The sequence below is a fragment of the Pimelobacter simplex genome (assembly GCF_900114845.1).
Classification (GTDB): domain Bacteria; phylum Actinomycetota; class Actinomycetes; order Propionibacteriales; family Nocardioidaceae; genus Nocardioides; species Nocardioides simplex.
The window spans coordinates 953,685-973,456 of the sequence record NZ_FOUK01000001.1 but is presented as its reverse complement, the minus strand read 5'-3'; the positions used below and the strand labels follow the sequence as shown (position 1 = coordinate 973,456).

Here is a 19,772-nt window from a genome sequence, read left to right as displayed (position 1 = left end):
GCCGCCGGTCCGGCCCCCCACAGGCCGGACCGGCAGATTTGGTCGCTCGGCTCACGCGCGGCCGCGGTGGACCTTGTCGCCGGCGAGGAAGCCGAGCGCGATCACGATCAGGCCGAGCGGGCCGGTCATCCCGGCCATGTACTGCAGCGGCGAGATGCCGAGCAGCAGCGTCAGGCCGCCACCGAGCAGCCCGACCAGACCCATCCAGCGCGGCAGGCCACCCTGGCGCGCGGCGCCGAACAGGGCGATCCCGGACAGCCCGAGCATCCCCCAGCACCACGGGATCGTGCCGATCCAGTGGTTGAACATGACGGCGGTCTCGGGGACGAGGATGTCGGGGTCGTTCACCGCGAAGATGAACTCGGTGTCGAGGCCCGCCCCGACGAACATCATCATCGCGGTGACCAGGGCCCCGGTGAAGGCGACCAGCGGCAGCACGCTGTCCGGCCCGGTCGCCGCCCGGAGCCGGCGGTGCAGCCCGGCGGCGAACACGACGAGCAGCACCGAGCCGACGATGGCGAACAGGTGGAAGGCGAGCATCTGCGGGACCTCGTTGCCGAGCTCCTCGACGATCCCCGGGGCGTTGCCGGAGAGCTTCTCGTCGTACGCCGCATGCACCAGCCCGCTCGAGACGACGACGCCGACACCGGCGATCCCGGCCCCGAGCCCGGCCAGCGCCCACCTCGTCGGCGGCGAGGCGGCCGGCCGGTCGCCGGGCTCGGCACGGTCGAGGGCGGTCGGGGGAACATGTGTCTGAGCGGTCATGGGAGCACCGTGCCGGGCCGCTTGTCCCGCCCGACAGGGACAACCCGGCACACCTCCCAGGACGCGCGAAGGGGCACGTTCCGGCGGCCGAAGTCGCACAGTTCGCCCGTCGAAGTTGCAGGGTTGGCCCCTCGAGGTTGCCGGATGCGTCCTCTGGCAGGCTGGACCCGTGAGCCGAGCGGTGGTCGTGGGTGCCGGGATCGCAGGTCTGACGGCGGCGCGCGAGCTCGCCGAGGCGGGCCACGACGTCCTGGTGCTCGAGGCGTCCGACCGGGCCGGCGGCAAGCTGCGCTCCGCCGAGGTCGCCGGTACGACGGTCGACGTCGGCGCGGAGGCGATGCTGCACCGGCGTCCCGAGGGGATCGCCCTGGCGTCGGCGGTCGACCTGCCGCTGGTCCACCCGACCAGCGCGAGCTCCCGGGTGTGGACCCGCGACGCGCTGCGCCCGCTCCCCCGGACCGTGATGGGCGCGCCGCTCGACCTCGACGGGCTGGCGGCGTCCGGGATCCTCTCCCCAGCCGGCATGACGCGCGCCTCGAACCCGCAACCGGCGCACTTCGGCGCGGGGGGTGACATCTCGGTCGGTGACCTCGTCGCCCAGCGGTACGGCGACGAGGTGGTCGACCGTCTCGTGGAGCCCCTCCTCGGCGGCGTGTACGCCGGCCAGGCGCGCCGGATCTCGACCCGCTCCGCCGCCCCCCAGCTGCTCGACCTGCTCACCCGCGACGAGGTCGTCGTGCCGCCGCCGCCCGCCGACGCGCCGCCGGTCTTCGCCGCGGTCGACGGCGGCATGTGGCGGCTGCCCGCCGCACTCGCCGAGGACGTCGCCGGGCGGCCCGGCTGCGCGATCCGGTACGACGCCCCGGTGACCGCGATCCGCCGTACCGGCACGGGTTTCGTGGTCGCCACCCCCGACGGCGACGAGGCCGCCGACCTGCTCGTGCTGGCCACGCCCGCCGCACCGACCGCTCGCCTGCTCGGTGACATCGCGCCCGCCGCGGCGGAGGAGCTGGCGGCGATCGAGTACGCGTCGGTCGCGCTCGCGACGTTCGCCTTCCGCGCCGACGACCCCGCGGTCGCGGAGGCCCTCGAGTTGGGCGCGTCGGGCTTCCTCGTCCCGCCGGTCGACGGGCGCCGGGTCAAGGCCGCGACGTTCTCGTTCGCCAAGTGGGAGTGGGTACGCCGGGCCGGCGACGGCCTCCTCGTGCTCCGCACCTCCCTCGGCCGGTACGGCGAGGCGGACTCCCTGCAGGTCCCCGACGCGGCGCTCGTCGAGGCCTCGCGTGCCGACCTCGCCACCGCGACAGGGCTGCCCCTCGCCGTCCCGGCGGAGGACGTCGTGGTGCAGCGCTGGGGCGGCGGGCTGCCGCAGTACTGGGTCGGCCACACCGACCGCGTCGCCCGGATCCGCGCGGCGGTCGCCGCCGTCCCGGGGCTCGCCGTGTGCGGCGCCGCGTACGACGGCGTGGGCATCCCGGCCACCATCGCCTCGGCCCGCGCGGCCGCGGCCCTGCTGCAGTAGGGAACCGCACCACCGGCGCGCGCGTCGGACCCGCATGAAGCAGACCCGCTCCCGACTTACCCTCGCCCTCGCCGGTGCGGCCGCCGTGGTCTCGCTGGCCGCCTGCGCCGGTTCCGGCGGCGAATCCGACAGCGCCGACGCCGACGGGTCCAGCGGCGGCCACGCCGCGGTCGCCGCGACCCGTGACGCGCCGGAGGCCGGCGACCTGGGCACGATGAGCAAGCAGGAGTCCGCCGCCGACGCCGATCCTGCGGCCGGCGCCCCCGCGAGCCCCGGTCAGCAGGACGGGGCCACGACGCCCGCCGTGATCTCGACCGGCACCGTGTCACTGGAGGACGAGGACGTCGCCCGGACCCGGTTGGAGGTCCACAAGATCGTCGACCGCTTCCGCGGAACCGTGAGCGAGCAGGAGACCGTCACCGGCGACAAGGGCGAGGTCGCCTCGGCGCGGTTGGTGCTGCGGGTGCCGGCCGACCGGTTCGACGAGGTCGTCGGTGCGCTCGAGGGCGTCGCCACGCTGACCGACTCGAGCACGAGCTCGGAGGACGTCACCGGCGAGGTGGTCGACGTCGAGGCCCGGATCCGGGCGCAGCGCAAGAGTGTCGAGCGGATCGAGGCCCTCCTGGCCCGGGCCGAGACGATCGAGCAGGTGGTCGCCGTCGAGACCCAGCTCGCCCGCCGCCAGGCCGACCTCGACGCGCTCGTGTCGCGCCAGAAGTGGCTGGCCGACCAGACCGGGATGTCGACGATCAGCGTCTACGTCGAGCAGCCGCCGAAGAAGGACGCCGGGCGCGACGACGACAAGGGCGGCTTCCTGGGCGGCCTCGAGCGCGGCTGGGACAGCTTCGTCGACGGGCTCGGCGGCGCCGCGCTGGTGCTGGGCTTCGCGCTGCCGTGGCTCATCGTGCTCGCACTGCTGGGCGCTCCGCTGGCGTGGCTGCTGCGGCGGCGTGCCGCCCGGCGGCCGGCCGCGAGCCCGACCCCTCCGGCGCCGGCGACACCGTGAGGTCGCGGCCGCGGGTCTCGGGCAGCAGGGCCATGCAGGTCAGGCTGAGCACCGCGATCGCCACGTTGTACGACGCCACGAGCCACAGCGAGTCGCTGCCCAGGGTGACGAGCCAGGCCGCGATCAGCGGCGTCAGCCCGGACGCGACGACCCCGGAGAGCTGGTAGAGCGCGCTCAGCGCGGAGTAGCGGTAGCGGGTGTCGAACAGCTCGCTCCAGAAGGCCGCGAGCGGCCCGTAGACGGTGCCGTAGACCAGGCCGAGCCCGCCGATGAACGCCGCGCTGACGGCGAGCCCGCCGCCCGACTGCACGGCCGCGGCGACCGGGAACGCCAGGGCCAGCCCGAGCAGAGCACCGACGCGGTAGACCGGCTTGCGGCCGAACCGGTCGCTCAGCGCGCCGGACAGCAGCGTCAGCACGACGCCGAGCACGGCGCCGACCATGATCGCGTTGAGCACGAGCGACTTCGCGACGCCGACGGTGTTGACCGCGTAGGCCAGCAGGAAGACCGAGTAGAGGTTGAACGTGAACCCCTCGATGAAGCGGGTGCCCATGCCGAGCAGCAGGGTGCGCGGCTGGTTGCGGAAGAGCTCGCGCACGGGCATCGCGCTGACCTCCTTGCGCTGCTGCACCTCGCGGAAGGCGGGCGTCTCCATGACCGAGAGCCGGATCCACGCGCCGATCGCGAGGAGCACGATGCTCAGCAGGAAGCAGGCCCGCCAGCCCCACGCGAGGAACTGGTCCTCGGGCAGCCGGCTGGCCAGCGCGAACGCACCGGAGGCGAGGAAGAGCCCGCCGGGGACGCCGATGTGCGCGAAGCTGCCGAAGAAGCCGCGCCGCTCCGGTGGGGCGAACTCGACGGCCAGGAGCACCGCGCCGCCGTACTCGCCGCCGACGCCGATGCCCTGCAGGATCCGCAGCACGACGAGGAGCACGGGCGCGAGCACTCCGATGCTGTCGTACGACGGCAGCAGGCCGATGAGGGCGGTCCCGGCGCCCATGATGCCGAGCGTCCAGATCAGCATCGCCTTGCGGCCGATCCGGTCGCCGAAGTGCCCGAAGATCAGTCCGCCGACCGGACGGGCGAGGAAGCCGACAGCGAACGTGCCGAACGCCGCGAAGGTCGCCGCCGTCCCGCTGAGGCCGTTGAAGTAGAGCTTGTCGAAGACCAGTCCCGCGGCGGTGCCGTAGAGGAAGAAGTCGTACCACTCGATGGTCGCGCCGACGGCCGCCGCCAGCGCGACCCGGCGCGGGGAGGGACCGGCCGCGCTCATGCGGCGAGGAGGCGGTCGACGACGGGACGGGCGCGGTCGAGCCAGTCGGTGTAGGCGGCCGGGTCGTCGTGCGCCTTGTCGAGCACGTAGAGCCCGCCCGCCGGGACGACGGCGCCCAGGTGCGTGAGCAGCGGCGCCAGCCCGAGCTCGGGCGCGAGCGCGTGCGCCGGCCCGGCGCCGAGCATCAGCGGGACGGCGACGCCGCCGAGCTGGCCGACCGCGAACCGGTCGAGGAACAGCTTGAGCAGCCCCGTGTACGTCGCCTTGTAGGTCGGGCACGCGACGACGACGAGCTGCGCCCGCCCCACCTGGGCGACGAGGTCGTCGACCGCCGGGTCGGCCCAGTCGACGAGCGCGGGCCCGTGGGTGGCGAGGTCGACGACGAGGTCGGGCTCGGTGCCGACGAGCTCGCGGTGCAGGTGCAGCGCCGCGGACAGCGTGCGGCTGCCCGGCTTCGGGTTGCCCACGAGCACGGCGGTGCTCATCGGCCGACCGCCCCGAACGGCACGGAGGCGCTCACCCGGCGGCGCGGGCCGTCGTACTTCCACAGGCCGCGCTCGGCGAGGATCGGGAGCACGCCCTCGCCGAACCAGTAGGCACCCTCGAGGTGGGGGTAGGCCGACAGCACGAACTCGGACAGCCCGAGGTCGGCGTACTCGGCGATCCGGTCGGCGACCTGCTCGTGGCTGCCCACGAGCGCGGTGCCGGCGCCGCCGCGGACCAGGCCGACGCCGGCCCAGACGTTGGGGTAGATCTCCAGGTCGTCGGTGCTGCCGCTGTGCAGGTCGAGCATCCGGCGCTGGCCCTCGGACTCGCTGCGGCGCAGGCCCTCCTGGACCTTCTTGATCGCCGCGGGGTCGATGCCCTGGAGCAGCCGGTCGGCCTCGGCCCACGCCTCCTCGGCGGTGTCGCGGGTGATCACGTGCATCCGGATGCCGAACCGGATCGGCCGGGCGTCGAGGTCGCGGCCGGACTCCTCGGCCAGCCTGCGGACCCACGCGATCTTCTCGGCGACGGCCTGCGGCGGCTCGCCCCAGGTGAGGTAGACGTCGGCGTGCTCGGCCGCGACCAGGCCGGCCGCCGGCGAGGAGCCGCCGAAGTAGATGTCCGGCACCGGGTCGGGGATCTGGCCGAGCTTGGCGGCCTCGACGGCGAGGTGCTTGCCGGTGAAGTCGACGGTCTCGCCGGTCCAGAGCCGGCGCACGATCTCGAGGAACTCGCCACAGCGCTCGTAGCGCTCGTCCTTGTCGAGGAAGTCGCCGAACATCCGCTGCTCGTGGCTCTCGCCGCCCGTCACGACGTTGAGCAGCAGCCGGCCGTCGGTGAGGTTCTGGAAGGTCGCCGCCATCTGGGCCGCGAGGTAGGGCGCGACGATGCCGGGCCGGAAGGCGACCAGGAACTTGAGCCGCTCGCTGGTCTGGCTGAGCATCGCCGTGGTCAGCCACGCGTCCTCGCACCAGGCACCGGTCGGGGTGAGCGCCGCCTCGAAGCCGTTGTCCTCGGCCGCCCGGGCGACCTGGGTCAGGTACGCCACGTCGGCGGGACGCCCGGCCTGGCCGGGGTTGACGCCGTGGCCGCCGCCGACGACGTGCCGGCCGTCGCCGCCGTTGGTGGGCAGGAACCAGTGGAACTTCAGGGACATGCGCTCTCTTCCTCAGGGATCAGATCTGGCCGTGGTTGGGCGGCAGGGTGCCGTCGACGGCGTACCGGCCGAGGTGGTGGACCTTCCAGGCGGCCGGGTCGTGCAGCGTGTGGGTACGGGCGTTGCGCCAGTGCCGGTCGAGGTCGAGCGAGGCGATCGCCGAGCGGGTGCCGGCCACCTCGAAGAGGCGGCTGCCGGCGTCGACCGCGGCGCTCGTGGTGGCCGCGCGGGCCGCGGCGACGGCGAGGCTGGCCTCGGCGGCGCTCTCGGCGGTGAGGCCCGCCCGGGCCCGGTCGACGGCCTGGCCGGCCACGGCCACGAGCGCCTCGGCGGCCCGGACCTGGAGCTCGATCTCGCCGAACGCCTGGACGACGAGCGGGTCGTCGGCCGCGCGCTCGGTGCCGTAGGAGGCCATCGCGTCGGGGTACGGCCGGCTCTTGGTCGTCACGAACACCCCCGCCTCGCGGACGGCGGCGCGGGCGATGCCGGCGTCGATCGCCGCGTGCAGCAGCTGGGCGAAGGCGCCGTAGACCTGGGGGCGCTCGAAGGTCAGGTGATAGGGCATCACCCGGTCGGCGCTGACCCGGACCCGGCGCAGCCGGACCGTGCCGCTGGCGGTCACCCGCTGGCCGAGGCCGTCCCAGTCGTCGACGACGGCGACGCCGTCGGCGTCCCGCTCGACCCAGGCGACGTGGAGCGGTCCGTCGTCGCCGAGGTGCGCCAGGACCGGGATCCAGTGCGCGAAGAGCGCGCCGGTCGCGTAGCCCTTGTCGCCGTCGAGCAGCCAGTCGCCGCGGCGCTCGGGGTCGGGCCGCAGCGTGGTGGCGTGGTCACGCACGTGACGGCTGCGGATCTCGGACTGGGCGTTGCCGAACCGCTTGCCGGCCAGCACCTCGGCGAGGAGGTGCTCCTGCAGGGCCGGGCTGCCCTGCTCGACGAGCGCGGCCACGTAGACGAAGTGGCTGTGCGGGATCTGCGCGAGATTGGGGTCGCCGGTCGCGACCAGCCGCACCACCTCCGCGAGCACCTCGGCCCCGAGCCCCGCGCCGCCGTGCTCGGCCGGCACGGTGATCGCGAGCAGCCCGGACGCCGACAGCTCCTCGACCTCCGCGACCGGGAGGATCCGCTCCCGGTCGCGGACGGCGGCGCCCCGGGCGAAGCGCGCGGCCAGGTCGGTGGCCGTGGCGATCGCCGAGTCGGCGGTGTGCACGGTGCCGCGGGCGGGTGCGGCGATGGTCATCCGACCCGCTCCAGCTCGGCCGCCTCCAGCTCGCGCACCAGCGGGAGCACCTCGCGGCCGAAGTACTCGACGTCCTCGAGGTAGTGCAGGAAGCCGAGCAGGAAGAGGTTCACGCCGCGCTTCTTGTACTCGATCATCCGGGTGGCGATCTGCTCGGGCGTGCCGATCAGTCCGGTCCGGAAGCCGTCGTTGTACTGCACGAGGTCGGCGAACTCGGAGTCCTGCCACATGCCCTTCTTGTCACCGGCGGACTGACCGGCCTGCTTGACCGCGGCACCGAAGCCCTCGACCGCCTCGCGGTCGGCCTTGTCGACGATCTCGCGCAGCACGTCGCGGGCCTCGGCCTCGGTGTCGCGGCCGATGAGGAAGCCGTTGACGCCGAAGCGGACCTTGCGGCCGTGCACGGTCGCCACGTCGGTGACGTCCTGGATCTGCTCGGAGATGCCGTCGGGGGTGTTGCCGTTGGCGAAGTACCAGTCGGAGACCCGGCCGGCCATGCCGCGGGCGTCGGTGGAGTTGCCGCCCTGGAAGATCTCCGGGTGCGGACGGCCCTCGACGGCGACCGGCTTGGGCTTGAGGTCGAAGTCGTGGAGCCGGTAGAAGTCGCCGTTGAGCTCGGCGTGCTCGGAGGTCCAGATCTCGCGGACGTAGCGGATGAACTCCTCGGCCCGGCGGTAGCGCTCGCCGTGCTCGAGCCAGGGCTCGCCCAGCTTGGTGAACTCGTCCTTGAACCAGCCGCTGACGACGTTGATCGCGGCCCGGCCACCGGAGATCTGGTCGGCGGTGGCGACGAGCTTGGCGAGCACGCCCGGCTGCCACAGGCCGGGGTGGACGGCGGCGATCACCTTGAGGCGCTCGGTGGCGAGGAGGAGCGCGAGGCTGAAGCTGGTCGACTCGTGCTGGTACGCCGCGCCGTACGACGCGATGTAGCGCACCTGCGTGAGGGCGTACTCGAAGCCGTTGTTCTCGGCGAGACGCGCGAGCTGGACGTTGTAGTCGTAGCTCCAGTCGGTGCGCTGCTCGATCTTGCTCACCACCAGTCCCCCGCTGACGTTGGGGACCCAGTAGGCGAACTTGAGCGGCTCGGCGAAGGCCTCGAGGTCGAAGGGCTGCTGGTCGGTCATGGCTGTCTCCGGGGATAAGTCGAGTAGTTCAATAGACATTAGCGGATAGATGTGGGGGCGCAAGACGAAGCGGGGCCGCCGGTCCCGTGGAACCGACGACCCCGCGATAGGCAGGACCTCTCACCCTGCGCTCGCACCCGCCTCCGCGCCGGGCCGTACGGTGCGGCCGATCGCCCAGGCGTACGGCGGCGGGGTGCCGTTGACGAGGTGCCCGCCGACCACGCGGGCCTTGAGGATCCGCGGGTTGTGCGAGGCGACCGTGCGCGCGTTGCGCCAGTGCCGGTCGAGGCCCGTCGACCGCGCGATGCCCGAGGCGCCGAGGGTGTCGAAGAGCGCGGTCGTCAGCCCGAGCACGAGGTCGGTGACCACGACCTGCGCCTGGGACGACTCGATCTCGGCGGCCTCGTTCGCGGCGGCGACCCGCTCCGGCTGGCCGGCTGCGACCGGCGCCAGGTCGGCGACGGCCTGCACGGCGCCGGCCACCCGCAGCGTGGCCGCCTCGGCGGCGTACACGGCGGCGGAGGCCTCGCCGATCCGGGCCAGCACCTGCGGGTCGTCGCGCACCCGCGCCGCGTTGGCGTGGGAGTAGTTGCGCTCCCGCTCGCGCACCCGGCCGGCGAAGTCGTGCAGCGCGGCCTTGCCGATGCCGGTCAGCACCGCGAGCAGGTTGAGCTGGTAGAGCGCGGTCTGGAACGGGAACCGCTCGCCGAAGGGCAGCACGTGGTCGGCCGGCACCGGCGCGGCGGCGAAGGTCGTCGTCCCGCTGCCGGAGCCACGCTGCCCGAAGCCGTCCCAGTCGTCGGAGACGGTGACCTCCGGGTCGCGGGTGTCGACGAGCGCGATCGCGAAGTCGGGCTCGTGGCCGGGCCGCTCGCGGCGGACGTAGACGTCGGCCCACTCGGCGTAGATCGTGCCCGTCGTGTAGAACTTGCTGCCGCTCAGCAGGTAGCTGCCGTCGGGCTGCCCGGCGAGGACGGTCTGCTGGGTGTCGATCGCGGTCGCCCCCACCTCGGACCAGGCGTTGCCCGCGATCTCGCCGGCCGCGAACCGCTCGAACCACACCCGCTGGTCGGCGCCCTGGGCGTGCTGCCAGAGCCGGTCCTCGACCAGCGCGGCGTGCCCGCGCAGGGCCTGCGGCAGGTTGCTGTCCGCGGCCGCGAGGTCGATCCAGAGCTGCGTGAGCTCGGGTATCGATACCCCGCGGCCGCCGTACTGGGTGGGGACGCGCAGCGCCCCGAAGCCGGCCTCCTTGAGCCGGCGCACCTCCTGGTCGGGCAGCACGTCGTCCAGCTCGCGCTGGAGCGCACCGGCGCCGATCTCGGCGAAGAGGTCGTGGAAGGTCATCGCGGCCTCCTCACGTGTACCAGGACGGCGCGGGCAGCTCGCCGAGCAGCGCGTAGCGGCCCACCTCGGCCCGCTTGTGCGCGACCGGGTCGTGCAGGCTGTGCGTGCGCAGGTTGCGCCAGTGGATGTCGAGGCCGACGCTGGTCGCCGTCGCGCGGGCGCCCGTGACGTCGTACACCCGGGTGGCGACCTCGAGGCCGACGTCGATGGCGACCTGCTTGGCGGCCGCGATGACCACCTCGGCCTCGCCGCGCTCCTGCTCGGTGACCGTGTCGGCGTGCGCGTTGATCGCCTCGATCAGCGTGGCCGCCCGCTCGGCGAGCGCCTCGGCGGCCCAGAGCTTCGAGCGCAGGTCGCCGTAGGTCTCGAGGATGTAGAACTCCTCGGTCGCCGACTCCTTGAGGTCGGGCGTGTAGGGCCAGGGCCGCGTCTTGTCCCGGGTGTACGTCGCCGCGGTGGCCAGCGCGCCCTCGGCGATCCCGAGGTAGAGGTTGACGAAGATCAGCTGGATCAGCGGCACGTTGAGGGTGTTGTAGACGCGCGGGCGGAACTCCCAGCCGGCGTCCGTGCGGACGTAGCCGGCCGCCGCCTCCCACGGCACGCGGACGCCGTCGACGACGACGCCGCCGCTCTCGGTGAGCCGCTGGCCGAGCGTGTCCCAGTCGCCCTTGAACCGGATCGCCGGCTGGTCGGTCGGGACGATCGCGAACACGTGCTTCTCGGTGCCCTCGATGACGCCCTCGAGCACGGTGACGTCGGAGACCCGGCCGCCGGTCGAGAACGACTTCTCGCCGCGGAAGACCAGCTCGTCCCCCTCGTCGGCGATCACCAGGTCGGCGTCGCGCGGGTTGACCGCACCGCCGAAGAACCACTCCTCGCGGGTGGCCTGCTCCTCGACCGCGGCGATCTGCTCGGGCGTGCCGACCAGCCGGACCGCCCAGAACCACAGGTAGTGGTAGCCGAGCAGCTGGCCGATCGAGCCGTCGCCGGCGCTCACCGCGCGGATCACGCGCAGCGCCGTCGTCCAGTCCTGGCCGGCCCCGCCGTGCGCGACCGGGCCGAGCAGGGTGACCAGGCCGGACTCCTTGAGCAGCCGCACCTCCGCCGTCGGGACCGCGAGCGCCCGGTCCCGCTCGACGGCGTCGGCCGCGAGCGTGGTGGCCACCTGGCGGGCCCGGTCGAGCCAGCCCTCGGGGGTCGTGGGGCGGTCGGTCCACCCGCCGGCAGCGGTGCCGGCCGGGGCGGTGAGATCAGCTGTCATGAGGGGGCTCCTGAGACGTGAGGGCGGGGCGGGCGGGTCCGTGTTACTGTTTGTCTACAGACTTACTGCACTATCGATGGTGTTCAAGGCCCCCGGCCCACGGCGTCACCGATGGACGTGAAAGGGAGCACCGATGCGGATCGAACAGCTGGAGTACCTGGCCGCCGTCACCCAGCACGGCTCGCTGCGCCGCGCGAGCGAGAAGCTCCACCTCTCCCAGCCCGCGCTGAGCGAGGCGCTGACCAAGCTCGAGCGCGAGCTGCGGGTCACCCTGCTCGACCGCCGCCGCTCCGGCGCGCGGATCAGCCGCGAGGGCCGCGAGCTGCTCCCCTACATGGTCGAGGTGCTCGCCGCCGTCGACCGGCTCAAGATCGCGGCCGGCGACCAGCGCACCGACACCCGGGTGATCCGGGTCGGCACCGTCCACGCCGCCACGTCGACCCTCCTCGTCCCCGCCGTCCGCTCCTTCCAGGAGCGCCATCCCGGGACGACGGTCGAGGTGCTCACGCTCCAGCAGGCGCAGATCGACGAGGGGCTCGCCGAGGGCACCATCGACCTCGGCCTGGTCAACGTCCTCGACGGTGACGACCCGCCGATCGGGCTCGACGGCATCGACCTCCTGCACGGCCGGCCGGTCGCCGTCCTGCCGGCGGGGCACACGCTGCTCGCGCGCCCGCAGGTCACGCTCGACGAGCTGCGCCAGGAGCGCTTCGTGATGATGCGCGCCGGCTACGTCATGCACCGCTTCGTGCACCGCGCGTTCGGCCCGGAGGTCCCGCCGGCCGCGCACAGCACCGACGGCGCCGAGATGGGCAAGGCGCTGGTCGCCGAGGGGGTCGGCGTGACCGTGCTGCCCGACTACTCGGTGCTCGGCGACCCGCTGCACCGGGTCGGCATGATCGAGGCCCGCCCGATCGCCGGCGACAACACGTTCGTCACGCTGCAGCTGCGCCAGCGCAAGACGCTCCAGCAGCCGCTCCCCGTACGCGAGCTGCAGAACGCGCTGGCCGCCCGGGCCGCGGAGTACCGCGCGAGCCGGGCGGCCTCGTAGCCGCGGTGGTGCCGAGGTCTAGCGAGCGACCTTCTTGGTCGCCGCCGACGTCTTGACCACGGTGACGTAGCCGGTCCGCGTACCGGTCACCCGCACGCTGACCCGCTTGCCGCGGTCGGCCTTCGCGAGCCTGTACGTCGCCCGCGTGGCGCCCTTGATGACCTTGCCGTTGCGCAGCCACTGGTAGCGGACGGTCGCCGTCGGCGCCCAGGCGCCGGGCTTCGCGGTCAGCTTCTTGCCGACCTTCGCCTTACCCGAGATCCTCGGCACCGGGGCGCTGGTGAACGTGCCGGTGACCGTCGCGGTGGGCGCGGACGTCATCGCCGTCGTGACGTAGCCGTCGAGCGTCCCCGTCACCCGCACGCTGATCCGCGTGCCCGCGTCGGCAGCGCTCAGGCGGTAGGTCGCGCCCGTGGCGCCCGCGATGGGGCTGCCGGAGCGGAGCCACTGGTAGCCGAAGGCGGGCGCCGGGTCCCAGGAGCCGGTGCCGGCGGTCAGCGTCTGGCCGACCGTCGTCCGGCCGGAGACCGTGGGGGCCGGCGCGGCCGCGAACGGGGCGAGCACCGCACCCGCGGCGAGGGACGTCCTCGACGTCGTGACGTAGCCGGAGAGCGTCCCGGTGACCTTGACCGTGACGGCCTTGCCGGCGTCGGCGTCGGTCAGGACGTACGTCGGGGCGGTGGCGCCGCCGATCGGGGCGTCGTCGCGCAGCCACTGGTAGGTGAGCGCGACCCCCGTGGGACCCCAGGCGCCGGCGTTCGCGGTGAGCGTGCCGCCGACGACGACGTCGCCCGAGATGGTCGGCGTCGCCGAGGTGAGCACACCCTGGACCAGGCCCGTGGCGGCCGAGGTCCTCGACGCGGACTGGTAGCCCGACAGCGTGCCGGTCACCGTGACCGTGATCGCCTTGCCGCGGTCAGCGGCGACGGGCTGGTAGGTGGCGCCGGTCGCTCCGGTGATCTTGGTGCCGCCGGCGAACCACTCGTAGGCGAACGCGGGGGTCGGCGTCCAGGTGCCCGGCGTCGCGGTGAGGGTCTGGCCGACGACGGGCTGGCCCGCGATGGTCGGCGTCCCCTGGGCGAGCACGCCCTGGACGGTCGCGGTGGGGTCGGAGGTCCGGGCCACCGGCGGGTAGCCGCCGGCCAGCGTGCCGGTCACCTTGACGGTGATCTTCTTGCCGCGGTCGGCCTCGGCCAGCGCATAGGTCGCGCTGGTGGCATTGGCGATCGGCGCGCCGTCGCGCAGCCACTGGTAGGCCAGCGTCACGCCGCCGGGGGCCCAGGTGCCCGCCTGCGCGGTCAGGGTGGAGCCGACGACGGCGGACCCGGACACGGTCGGCTTCGGGCTGGTGGTCACGCCGCCGCCGATGGTGGTCTGCGCCGAGGCGTAGAGCTGGCTGTCGCAGCAGTCCCAGTTGTAGGCGATCACCCGGAGCTCGACCGGCGCACCCGCCATGGCGTTGGTGACCACGAGGCTGCTGTTGGCGAGGTCGGTGGAGCCCCCGACCGGCTTGCCGTTGACGTACCAGGTGGCCATCGGGTCGGTCCCGGCCGGCGCGAACGACAACCCGGGCTTGATCGTCAGCGTGTTACCCGGCATCGGGGTGCCCTGGATGGCGAGCGTCCCGGTCATCGTCGGCGTGGTGCCCCCGACCTTGCCGACGAGCCGGCGGCTCATGGCGGTGCGGTAGCCCGCGAGCGTGCCGGTGACGTCGACCATGACCGTCTTGCCGGCCTGGGCGGCGGTCGGAGTGAACGTGGTGCCGGTCGCTCCGGCGATCGGCGTGCGGACGCCGCCGTCGAGCGTGATCCACTGGTAGGTCAGCGCGACCCCCTCGGGCCCCCACACCCCCGGCCGCACGGTGAGCGGCACGCCCACCTTGGCCGAGCCGTCGACCCACGGGTGCCCGACCGTCAGCGAGCTGCCGGCCGACGGCAGCGTGACCGAGCCCGTGAGCGTCGGCTGCTGCGCGGTCGGCGTCCACTCGGTCGCCGTGGCCTGCGTCGCCGCGCCGTCCCAGCAGCGGTCGGCATAGCGGACCGCGCGGGTGTTGTAGTCGTAGTCGTCGTCGTAGAAGCACACCTTGTAGGTGGCGCCGGCCGCGACGTTCCAGCTCATCGAGCCGTCGGGACCGGTGAGCAGCGGGCCCGCCTGGATCCCCTGGTCCCAGGTGCCGCTGACCGGGTCCTTCTTGAAGATGTTCCAGCGGACGTTCTCGAGCGGCACGTTGCCGGCCGCGACCGCCTTGAGCTGGATCGACGGCTCGGCCGTCGGTGCCGCGGGAGCCGCCTGGGCTGCCGACGGCGGGAGGAGGAGCGCCGAGGCGCCCAGGGCGAGCGCCACCAGGGCGCGCGACATCAGCTTCATGTTCATCCCTCGAGAGAGCGCGGCCGCCACCCACCGGGCGACCTCACTTCACTCCTACCAACGCGCCGGGGGCCTCCAACGCGCGGAATCCGCGGATCTCACCCGTCGCCCCTACGACAACACTTCGCCGAAGCAGGTCAGCGCACTGCTCGAGGAGCTGGCGACCTACGGCGTCGCCACGGTCAAGCGCGCCTACGGCGACTGGACCACACCCAGCTCGGCGGCTGGAAGGCCGAGCTCAACCGGCACGCCATCGTGCCGGTCCAGCAGTTCGCCTACACGAGCGACAGCGACTTCACGCGGCTCGCGACCCGGCTGCGCGAGTCGGGCAAGACGGTCTACGGGCTCGGCCTGCGCAAGACGCCGCAGTCGCTGGTGGCGGCGTGCGACATCTTCATCTACCTCGAGGTGCTGGGCGAGCGCGACGAGCCCAGCCAGCCGGACGAGCCCGACGACGCCGGCGAGGCGCACCTCAGCGCGATCGGCAGCTACCTGCGCTCGGCCGACTCGTCGTTCGACCCGCGCCTGCACGGCTTCCCCAAGCTGGTCGCCCTCGTCGAGGCGCAGCCCTACCTGACGACGACCGGGTCGGGCAGCGGCGTGCGGGTCGGCCTCAAGGGCAAGGCGACGCCCGCGAGCGCGCCGACCCGCAAGACGGCCGCCAAGAAGTCCCGGGCTCAGCCCAGCGGGTAGCCCTGGACGAACTCGGTGAGCCGCGCGAGCTGGTCCGGGTCGGTGCTCGGGATGACGCCGTGACCCAGGTTGAAGATGTGGCCGCGGGCGGCCCGGCCGGCCTCGATGACCTCGCCCGCGCGGGCGGTCATCACCTCGGTCGGCGCGAAGACGAGCGTCGGGTCGAGGTTGCCCTGCACGGCCCGGTCGCCGACGAGCGGGATCGCGCGCTCGAGCGGCGTGCGCCAGTCGACGCCGACCACGTCGGCACCGGCCTCGCCCATCAGGTCGAGGAGGTTCGACGTACCGACGCCGAAGTGGATGCGGGGCACCCCCAGCTCGCCGACGCGGGCGAGCACGCGCGCCGAGTGGGGCTGGACGTAGCGGACGTAGTCGGCCGGGGTCAGCGCGCCGGCCCACGAGTCGAAGAGCTGGACGGCGGACGCGCCCGCCGCGACCTGGGTCTCGAGGAAGACGGCGGAGATGTCGGCGATCTTGCGCATCAGGGCGTCCCACACGTCGGGCTGGCCGAACATGAGCGCCTTGGTCTTCGCGTGCTCCTTGGACGGCCCGCCCTCGACCAGGTACGACGCCACGGTGAACGGCGCGCCGGCGAAGCCGATGAGCGGCGTCCCGCCGTTGATCCCGGCCAGCTCGGAGGTCAGCCCCTGGACGGCCTCGGTGACGAACCCGATGTGCTCGGGGGTGAGGTCGGGGATCGCCGCGACGTCGTCGAGGGTGCGCACCGGGTTGGCCACGACCGGGCCCACGCCGGGGACGATGTCGAGGTCGACGCCGACCGCCTTGAGCGGCAGCACGATGTCGGAGAAGAAGATCGCGCCGTCGACGCCGTACCGGCGCACGGGCTGGAGCGTGATCTCGACGATCAGCTCCGGGTCGGCGCACGCGTCGAGCATGGCGACGCCCTCGCGCACCCGGAGGTACTCGGGCAGCGAGCGGCCGGCCTGCCGCATGAACCACACCGGGGTGTGGCTCACCTCCTCACCTCGGGCGGCCCGGAGGAGGGCGCTGTCGGCGAGCGGGCGGGGGGCAACGGCGTCGGTCACGGGGTCCAGGGTCGCAGGTGTCCGGCGTGGGACGCACATCGATCGCCTCCTTCGCCCTAGGGTGAGGCCATGGTCGCCCGGCAGGAGACGAGCCAGGGGTCCGGCACGGCCGGTACGCCCCCGGAGTTCGCTGCTGCCGTCGAGAGCCTCCGGGCGGCCACCTTCCGGCCCGAGGTCTTCTGCGAGGAGATGCCGGCCCCCCAGCGGATCGCCCCCTTCGCGACCGCGCTCTCGGCCGACGTCACCGTCGACGACGAGGAGGTCGCCACCGGGCGACTCGTCGTCCTCCACGACCCGGCGGGCAACGACGCGTGGGAGGGCACCTTCCGCTGCGTGGCCTATTGCCGGGCCGAGATCGACCACGACCTGGCCACCGACCCGATGCTCGCCGACGTGGGCTGGACCTGGCTCACCGACGCCCTCGACGCCCACGGCGCCGAGAACGTCGCCGTGTCGGGCACGGTCACCCGGGTCGCGACCGAGAGCTTCGGCACCATGGCCGGCGAGCCGGGCAGCGCCCAGCTCGAGATCCGCGCGTCCTGGACGCCGGTCGACCCGGCCGACCTGGCCACCCATGCCGAGGCGTGGGGCGAGCTCCTCTGCACGGCCGGCGGCCTCGAGCCGGTGCCCGAGGGTGTCGCCGTGATGCCCTCGCGCCGCGGCCAGCGAGGTGGCGCCGGCTGATGGCCGACGAGTCCACCGACCAGCCGAGCGCCTCCCCCGAGGCCGCGCCGGTCGAGCTGCTGACCCTCTCCGAGGGACTGCCGCCCGTCATCGACACGCCCGAGGCGCTCGCGGCGTACTGCACGGCGCTCGCGGCCGGCTCCGGCCCGGTCGCGATCGACGCCGAGCGGGCTTCCGGCTACCGCTACTCCAACCGCGCCTACCTGATCCAGATCAAGCGCGAGGGCGCGGGCATCGGCCTGATCGACCCCATCGCGTTCCCCGACCTGGCGCCGCTCGCCGAGGCCATCGGCGACAACGAGTGGATCCTCCACGCGGCCACCCAGGACCTCCCCTGCCTGGCCGAGGTCGGCCTCTACCCGACCGCGCTCTTCGACACCGAGCTCGCCGGGCGACTGCTCAACTACCCGCGCGTCGGGCTCGCCACCCTGGTCGAGGTGCTGCTCGAGCGGCACCTGCGCAAGGAGCACTCCGCCGTCGACTGGTCGACCCGGCCGCTGCCCGACCCGTGGCTCGAGTACGCCGCGCTCGACGTCGAGGTCCTCGTCGAGCTCCGCGACCTGCTGAGCCGGCAGCTCGACGAGGCCGGCAAGGCCGACTGGGCGCGCCAGGAGTTCGAGCACCTGCGCGGCTTCCAGCCGACCGTCCGGGTCGACGCGTGGCGCCGTACATCAGGGCTGCACAAGGTCCGCGGCCGCCGTACCCTCGGCGCGGTGCGGGCCCTGTGGGAGGCCCGCGACCGGATCGCCCGCGAGCGCGACGTGACGCCGGGCCGGCTGATCCCCGACGCCGCCATCGTCGCCGCCGCCACCGCCATGCCGACCAGCCGCGGCGCGCTGCTCTCGACCCAGGGCTTCCACGGCCGGGGCGCGTCGCGCTACGCCAACGAGTGGCTGGCCGCGCTGCGCACGGCCGCCGAGCTGCCCGAGGACGAGCTGCCCACCCGGGTCTCCCACGGCGACGGCCCGCCCGCACCGCGGACCTGGGCCGACAAGGACCCCGTCGCCGCCCGCCGGCTCGAGCTGGCGCGCGCCGCCGTGGCCACGATCTCCGAGGGGCGGCAGGTCCCGCTCGAGAACCTGCTCACCCCCGACAGCCTGCGCCGGGTGATGTGGGCGCCGCCGAGCACCCGCGACCCCGTCGAGCTGCTCGAGGCGGTGATCGACCAGCTCCACGGCCTCGGTGCCCGCAGCTGGCAGGTCGGCCTCACCGCACCCGCGCTGAGCCGGGCGATCCTCGACGCCGAGGCGCCGAAGAAGAAGCGTCAGTCGCGCTCGGCGTCGTCCGAGGCCGAGCCCGACGGAGTGCCGGTCGACGAGGGATCGCCCGAGGGCGACGTCCCGTCAGACGGCGCCTCCGACGAGTAGTCCGGGTCGAGCAGGATCCGCGACTTCTCGTCGATCGCCCGCAGCGACTCCTGCAGGTCCTGCAGGTCGGGCGTGGTGAACAGCAGCGCCTCGAGGTCGGGCGCGACCAGCGTCGCCAGCTCGCTGCCGTTCTCGATGAGCGGCGGGAGCACGATCGCGCGCACCGCGTTGGTGAACACGGCGGCGTGCGCGGGCTGCTGGTCGGGCTGCTGGAAGTCGGACGACAGCGCGACGGTCAGCTTCGCGGGCTGCAGGTAGCCGGTCTCGGAGACCCGGGCCACCGCCTCGTCGCTGACCAGGTAGGTCATGAAGTTCGCCGAGGCCTCCGCGCGCGCAGGGCGGCCGTGGGCCAGGCAGATGCCGTTGATCTCGCCGACCGTCTGGTTCGAGCCGAGCGACGGCATCGGCATGACGTCGAAGTTCAGGCCGTCGGTGGCCCGCAGCTCGGGGGTCAGCGAGCGGAAGCCCGGCAGCATGGCCAGCTTGCCGCGCTTGAACCACTCGACCGCCGTCCGCTGCGCGAGCTGGCGCGAGCTGAGCGTCAGCCGCGGGTCGCGGAGCAGCTCAAGCGTCTGGCGCAGGGCGTCGGTGGAGCTGTCGTCGCTCAGCGCGAGGCTCGTGGGCTCGGTCTCGTCGTCGTACATCTTGCCGCCGCCGGAGTAGACGAACGGCGCGAGCCCGCGCAGCGACGGGTCGATGTAGACGCCGCGCGTCTTGCGGCGCGGCCGGCTCGCGAACTCCGCGGCCGCGCGGAACTGCGCGAAGTTCCAGCCCGAGTGGTCGTCCTTGGGCGTCGGCAGGCCGTCGGCCGCCATCGCCTCGAAGTCGACGAGGTCGGAGTTGTAGTACATGACCATCGGGGAGATCGTGTAGGGCAGGCACTGCAGGTCGTTCTCGACCGAGAACGCCGCGACCGCCTCGCGGGCGAAGTCGTCGCCGATCGGGATCTCGCGCTCGGTGACCAGGTCGAGCAGCGGCCGGTTGCGCTTCTCGGCCATCACCTCGGCCAGGTCGTTGCGCGGCAGCAGGTAGAGGTCCGGGGTGTCCTCGCCGGTGCGGACGGCCTCGAGCATCGCGGCCGCGCTCGGCCACGAGCGCACCTCGACCCGGGTGTCCTTGCTGCTGGCGTTGTAGTCGTCGACGACCGCCTGGTACGCCGCGATCTCGGCCTTGTTGCCCCAGACCCCGAACTCCAGGTCGGTGCGCTTGACCACCGGCGGGTGCTCGACGCGCGGCTTCTCGCGCTCGCTGACGTCGGCCAGCACGATCATCCCGATCAGCACGACCATCGCCACCGCGGTGACGACCGCGCCCGTCCGCCAGGTGAAGCCACGCACGCCCGTTGTTCCTCCAGCTCCTCGCGGCCGCTCGGGACCGACTCCCCCGA

At 73.6% G+C, this 19,772-nt stretch carries 17 protein-coding genes; 6 read left to right on the top strand and 11 right to left on the bottom strand.

All coding sequences use genetic code 11. The annotated features are described in order from the left end of the window. Positions 1-51: 51 nt before the first annotated feature. Complete coding sequence (locus BM223_RS04635) at positions 52-765, bottom strand: hypothetical protein (RefSeq protein WP_038681271.1); 714 nt, start codon at positions 763-765, stop codon at positions 52-54. 169 nt (positions 766-934) lie between these two features. Here BM223_RS04635 and BM223_RS04630 point away from each other — a divergent pair, with 169 nt between their 5' ends. Both BM223_RS04630 and BM223_RS04625 read left to right on the top strand, forming a co-directional pair. Beyond that, entirely contained in the window at positions 935-2,287 is a 1,353-nt protein-coding gene (locus BM223_RS04630; RefSeq protein WP_038681273.1) for a protoporphyrinogen/coproporphyrinogen oxidase, read from the top strand. Positions 2,288-2,321: 34 nt separating this feature from the next. Next, entirely contained in the window at positions 2,322-3,293 is a 972-nt protein-coding gene (locus BM223_RS04625; protein ID WP_038681276.1) for a DUF4349 domain-containing protein, read from the top strand. Here the strand turns inward: BM223_RS04625 and BM223_RS04620 are convergent. The 7 genes from BM223_RS04620 to BM223_RS04590 all read right to left on the bottom strand — a co-directional run bounded on the left by BM223_RS04620 (position 3,187) and on the right by BM223_RS04590 (position 11,177). Continuing rightward, positions 3,187-4,566, bottom strand: a complete 1,380-nt coding sequence (locus tag BM223_RS04620) for an MFS transporter (RefSeq protein WP_075018463.1) — start codon at positions 4,564-4,566, stop codon at positions 3,187-3,189. The genes BM223_RS04625 and BM223_RS04620 overlap by 107 nt on opposite strands. Next, positions 4,563-5,051, bottom strand: coding sequence for an NADPH-dependent FMN reductase (locus BM223_RS04615; RefSeq protein ID WP_038681278.1), 489 nt, complete (start codon positions 5,049-5,051; stop codon positions 4,563-4,565). The genes BM223_RS04620 and BM223_RS04615 overlap by 4 nt, the downstream gene beginning before the upstream one ends. Then, the gene (locus BM223_RS04610; protein WP_038681280.1) at positions 5,048-6,208 is read right to left on the bottom strand and encodes an LLM class flavin-dependent oxidoreductase; all 1,161 of its coding nucleotides are present in this window, start codon (positions 6,206-6,208) and stop codon (positions 5,048-5,050) included. The genes BM223_RS04615 and BM223_RS04610 overlap by 4 nt, the downstream gene beginning before the upstream one ends. Before the next feature lie 19 nt (positions 6,209-6,227). Continuing rightward, on the bottom strand, positions 6,228-7,448 hold the full coding sequence (locus tag BM223_RS04605; RefSeq protein ID WP_038681282.1) for an SfnB family sulfur acquisition oxidoreductase: 1,221 nt from the start codon (positions 7,446-7,448) through the stop codon (positions 6,228-6,230). After that, positions 7,445-8,572 (bottom strand): dimethylsulfone monooxygenase SfnG, encoded by a 1,128-nt coding sequence (gene sfnG, locus BM223_RS04600; protein WP_038681284.1) that lies wholly within the window; start codon positions 8,570-8,572, stop codon positions 7,445-7,447. The genes BM223_RS04605 and sfnG overlap by 4 nt, the downstream gene beginning before the upstream one ends. 120 nt (positions 8,573-8,692) lie before the next feature. Further along, positions 8,693-9,916: an acyl-CoA dehydrogenase family protein gene (locus tag BM223_RS04595; protein WP_052138960.1), complete on the bottom strand. Its 1,224-nt coding sequence runs from the start codon at positions 9,914-9,916 to the stop codon at positions 8,693-8,695. A gap of 10 nt (positions 9,917-9,926) precedes the next feature. Beyond that, the gene (locus BM223_RS04590; protein ID WP_038681285.1) at positions 9,927-11,177 is read right to left on the bottom strand and encodes an acyl-CoA dehydrogenase family protein; all 1,251 of its coding nucleotides are present in this window, start codon (positions 11,175-11,177) and stop codon (positions 9,927-9,929) included. A gap of 133 nt (positions 11,178-11,310) precedes the next feature. Here BM223_RS04590 and BM223_RS04585 point away from each other — a divergent pair, with 133 nt between their 5' ends. Then, positions 11,311-12,228 carry a LysR family transcriptional regulator gene (locus BM223_RS04585; protein WP_038681287.1) on the top strand — a complete coding sequence of 306 codons (918 nt, stop codon included), beginning with the start codon at positions 11,311-11,313 and terminating at the stop codon, positions 12,226-12,228. A gap of 18 nt (positions 12,229-12,246) precedes the next feature. On the opposite strand, the gene BM223_RS04580 is transcribed toward BM223_RS04585, so the two are convergent. Then, positions 12,247-14,601, bottom strand: coding sequence for a hypothetical protein (locus tag BM223_RS04580; RefSeq protein ID WP_052138961.1), 2,355 nt, complete (start codon positions 14,599-14,601; stop codon positions 12,247-12,249). A gap of 249 nt (positions 14,602-14,850) precedes the next feature. Here BM223_RS04580 and BM223_RS29475 point away from each other — a divergent pair, with 249 nt between their 5' ends. Continuing rightward, on the top strand, positions 14,851-15,288 hold the full coding sequence (locus BM223_RS29475; protein ID WP_052138962.1) for an NYN domain-containing protein: 438 nt from the start codon (positions 14,851-14,853) through the stop codon (positions 15,286-15,288). On the opposite strand, the gene hemE is transcribed toward BM223_RS29475, so the two are convergent. Continuing rightward, positions 15,273-16,373 carry a uroporphyrinogen decarboxylase gene (hemE, locus tag BM223_RS04570; protein ID WP_082003771.1) on the bottom strand — a complete coding sequence of 367 codons (1,101 nt, stop codon included), beginning with the start codon at positions 16,371-16,373 and terminating at the stop codon, positions 15,273-15,275. The two genes, BM223_RS29475 and hemE, sit on opposite strands and share 16 nt — an antisense overlap. Before the next feature lie 30 nt (positions 16,374-16,403). Between hemE and BM223_RS04565 the strand changes: the two genes are divergently transcribed. Both BM223_RS04565 and BM223_RS04560 read left to right on the top strand, forming a co-directional pair. Continuing rightward, entirely contained in the window at positions 16,404-17,018 is a 615-nt protein-coding gene (locus BM223_RS04565) for a DUF3000 domain-containing protein (RefSeq protein ID WP_038681291.1), read from the top strand. After that, on the top strand, positions 17,018-18,385 hold the full coding sequence (locus BM223_RS04560) for an HRDC domain-containing protein (RefSeq protein ID WP_082003772.1): 1,368 nt from the start codon (positions 17,018-17,020) through the stop codon (positions 18,383-18,385). The genes BM223_RS04565 and BM223_RS04560 overlap by 1 nt, the downstream gene beginning before the upstream one ends. On the opposite strand, the gene BM223_RS04555 is transcribed toward BM223_RS04560, so the two are convergent. Next, a complete protein-coding gene (locus BM223_RS04555) occupies positions 18,283-19,722 on the bottom strand; it encodes an extracellular solute-binding protein (RefSeq protein WP_038681293.1) in 1,440 nt (479 codons plus the stop codon). The two genes, BM223_RS04560 and BM223_RS04555, sit on opposite strands and share 103 nt — an antisense overlap. Positions 19,723-19,772: the final 50 nt, after the last annotated feature.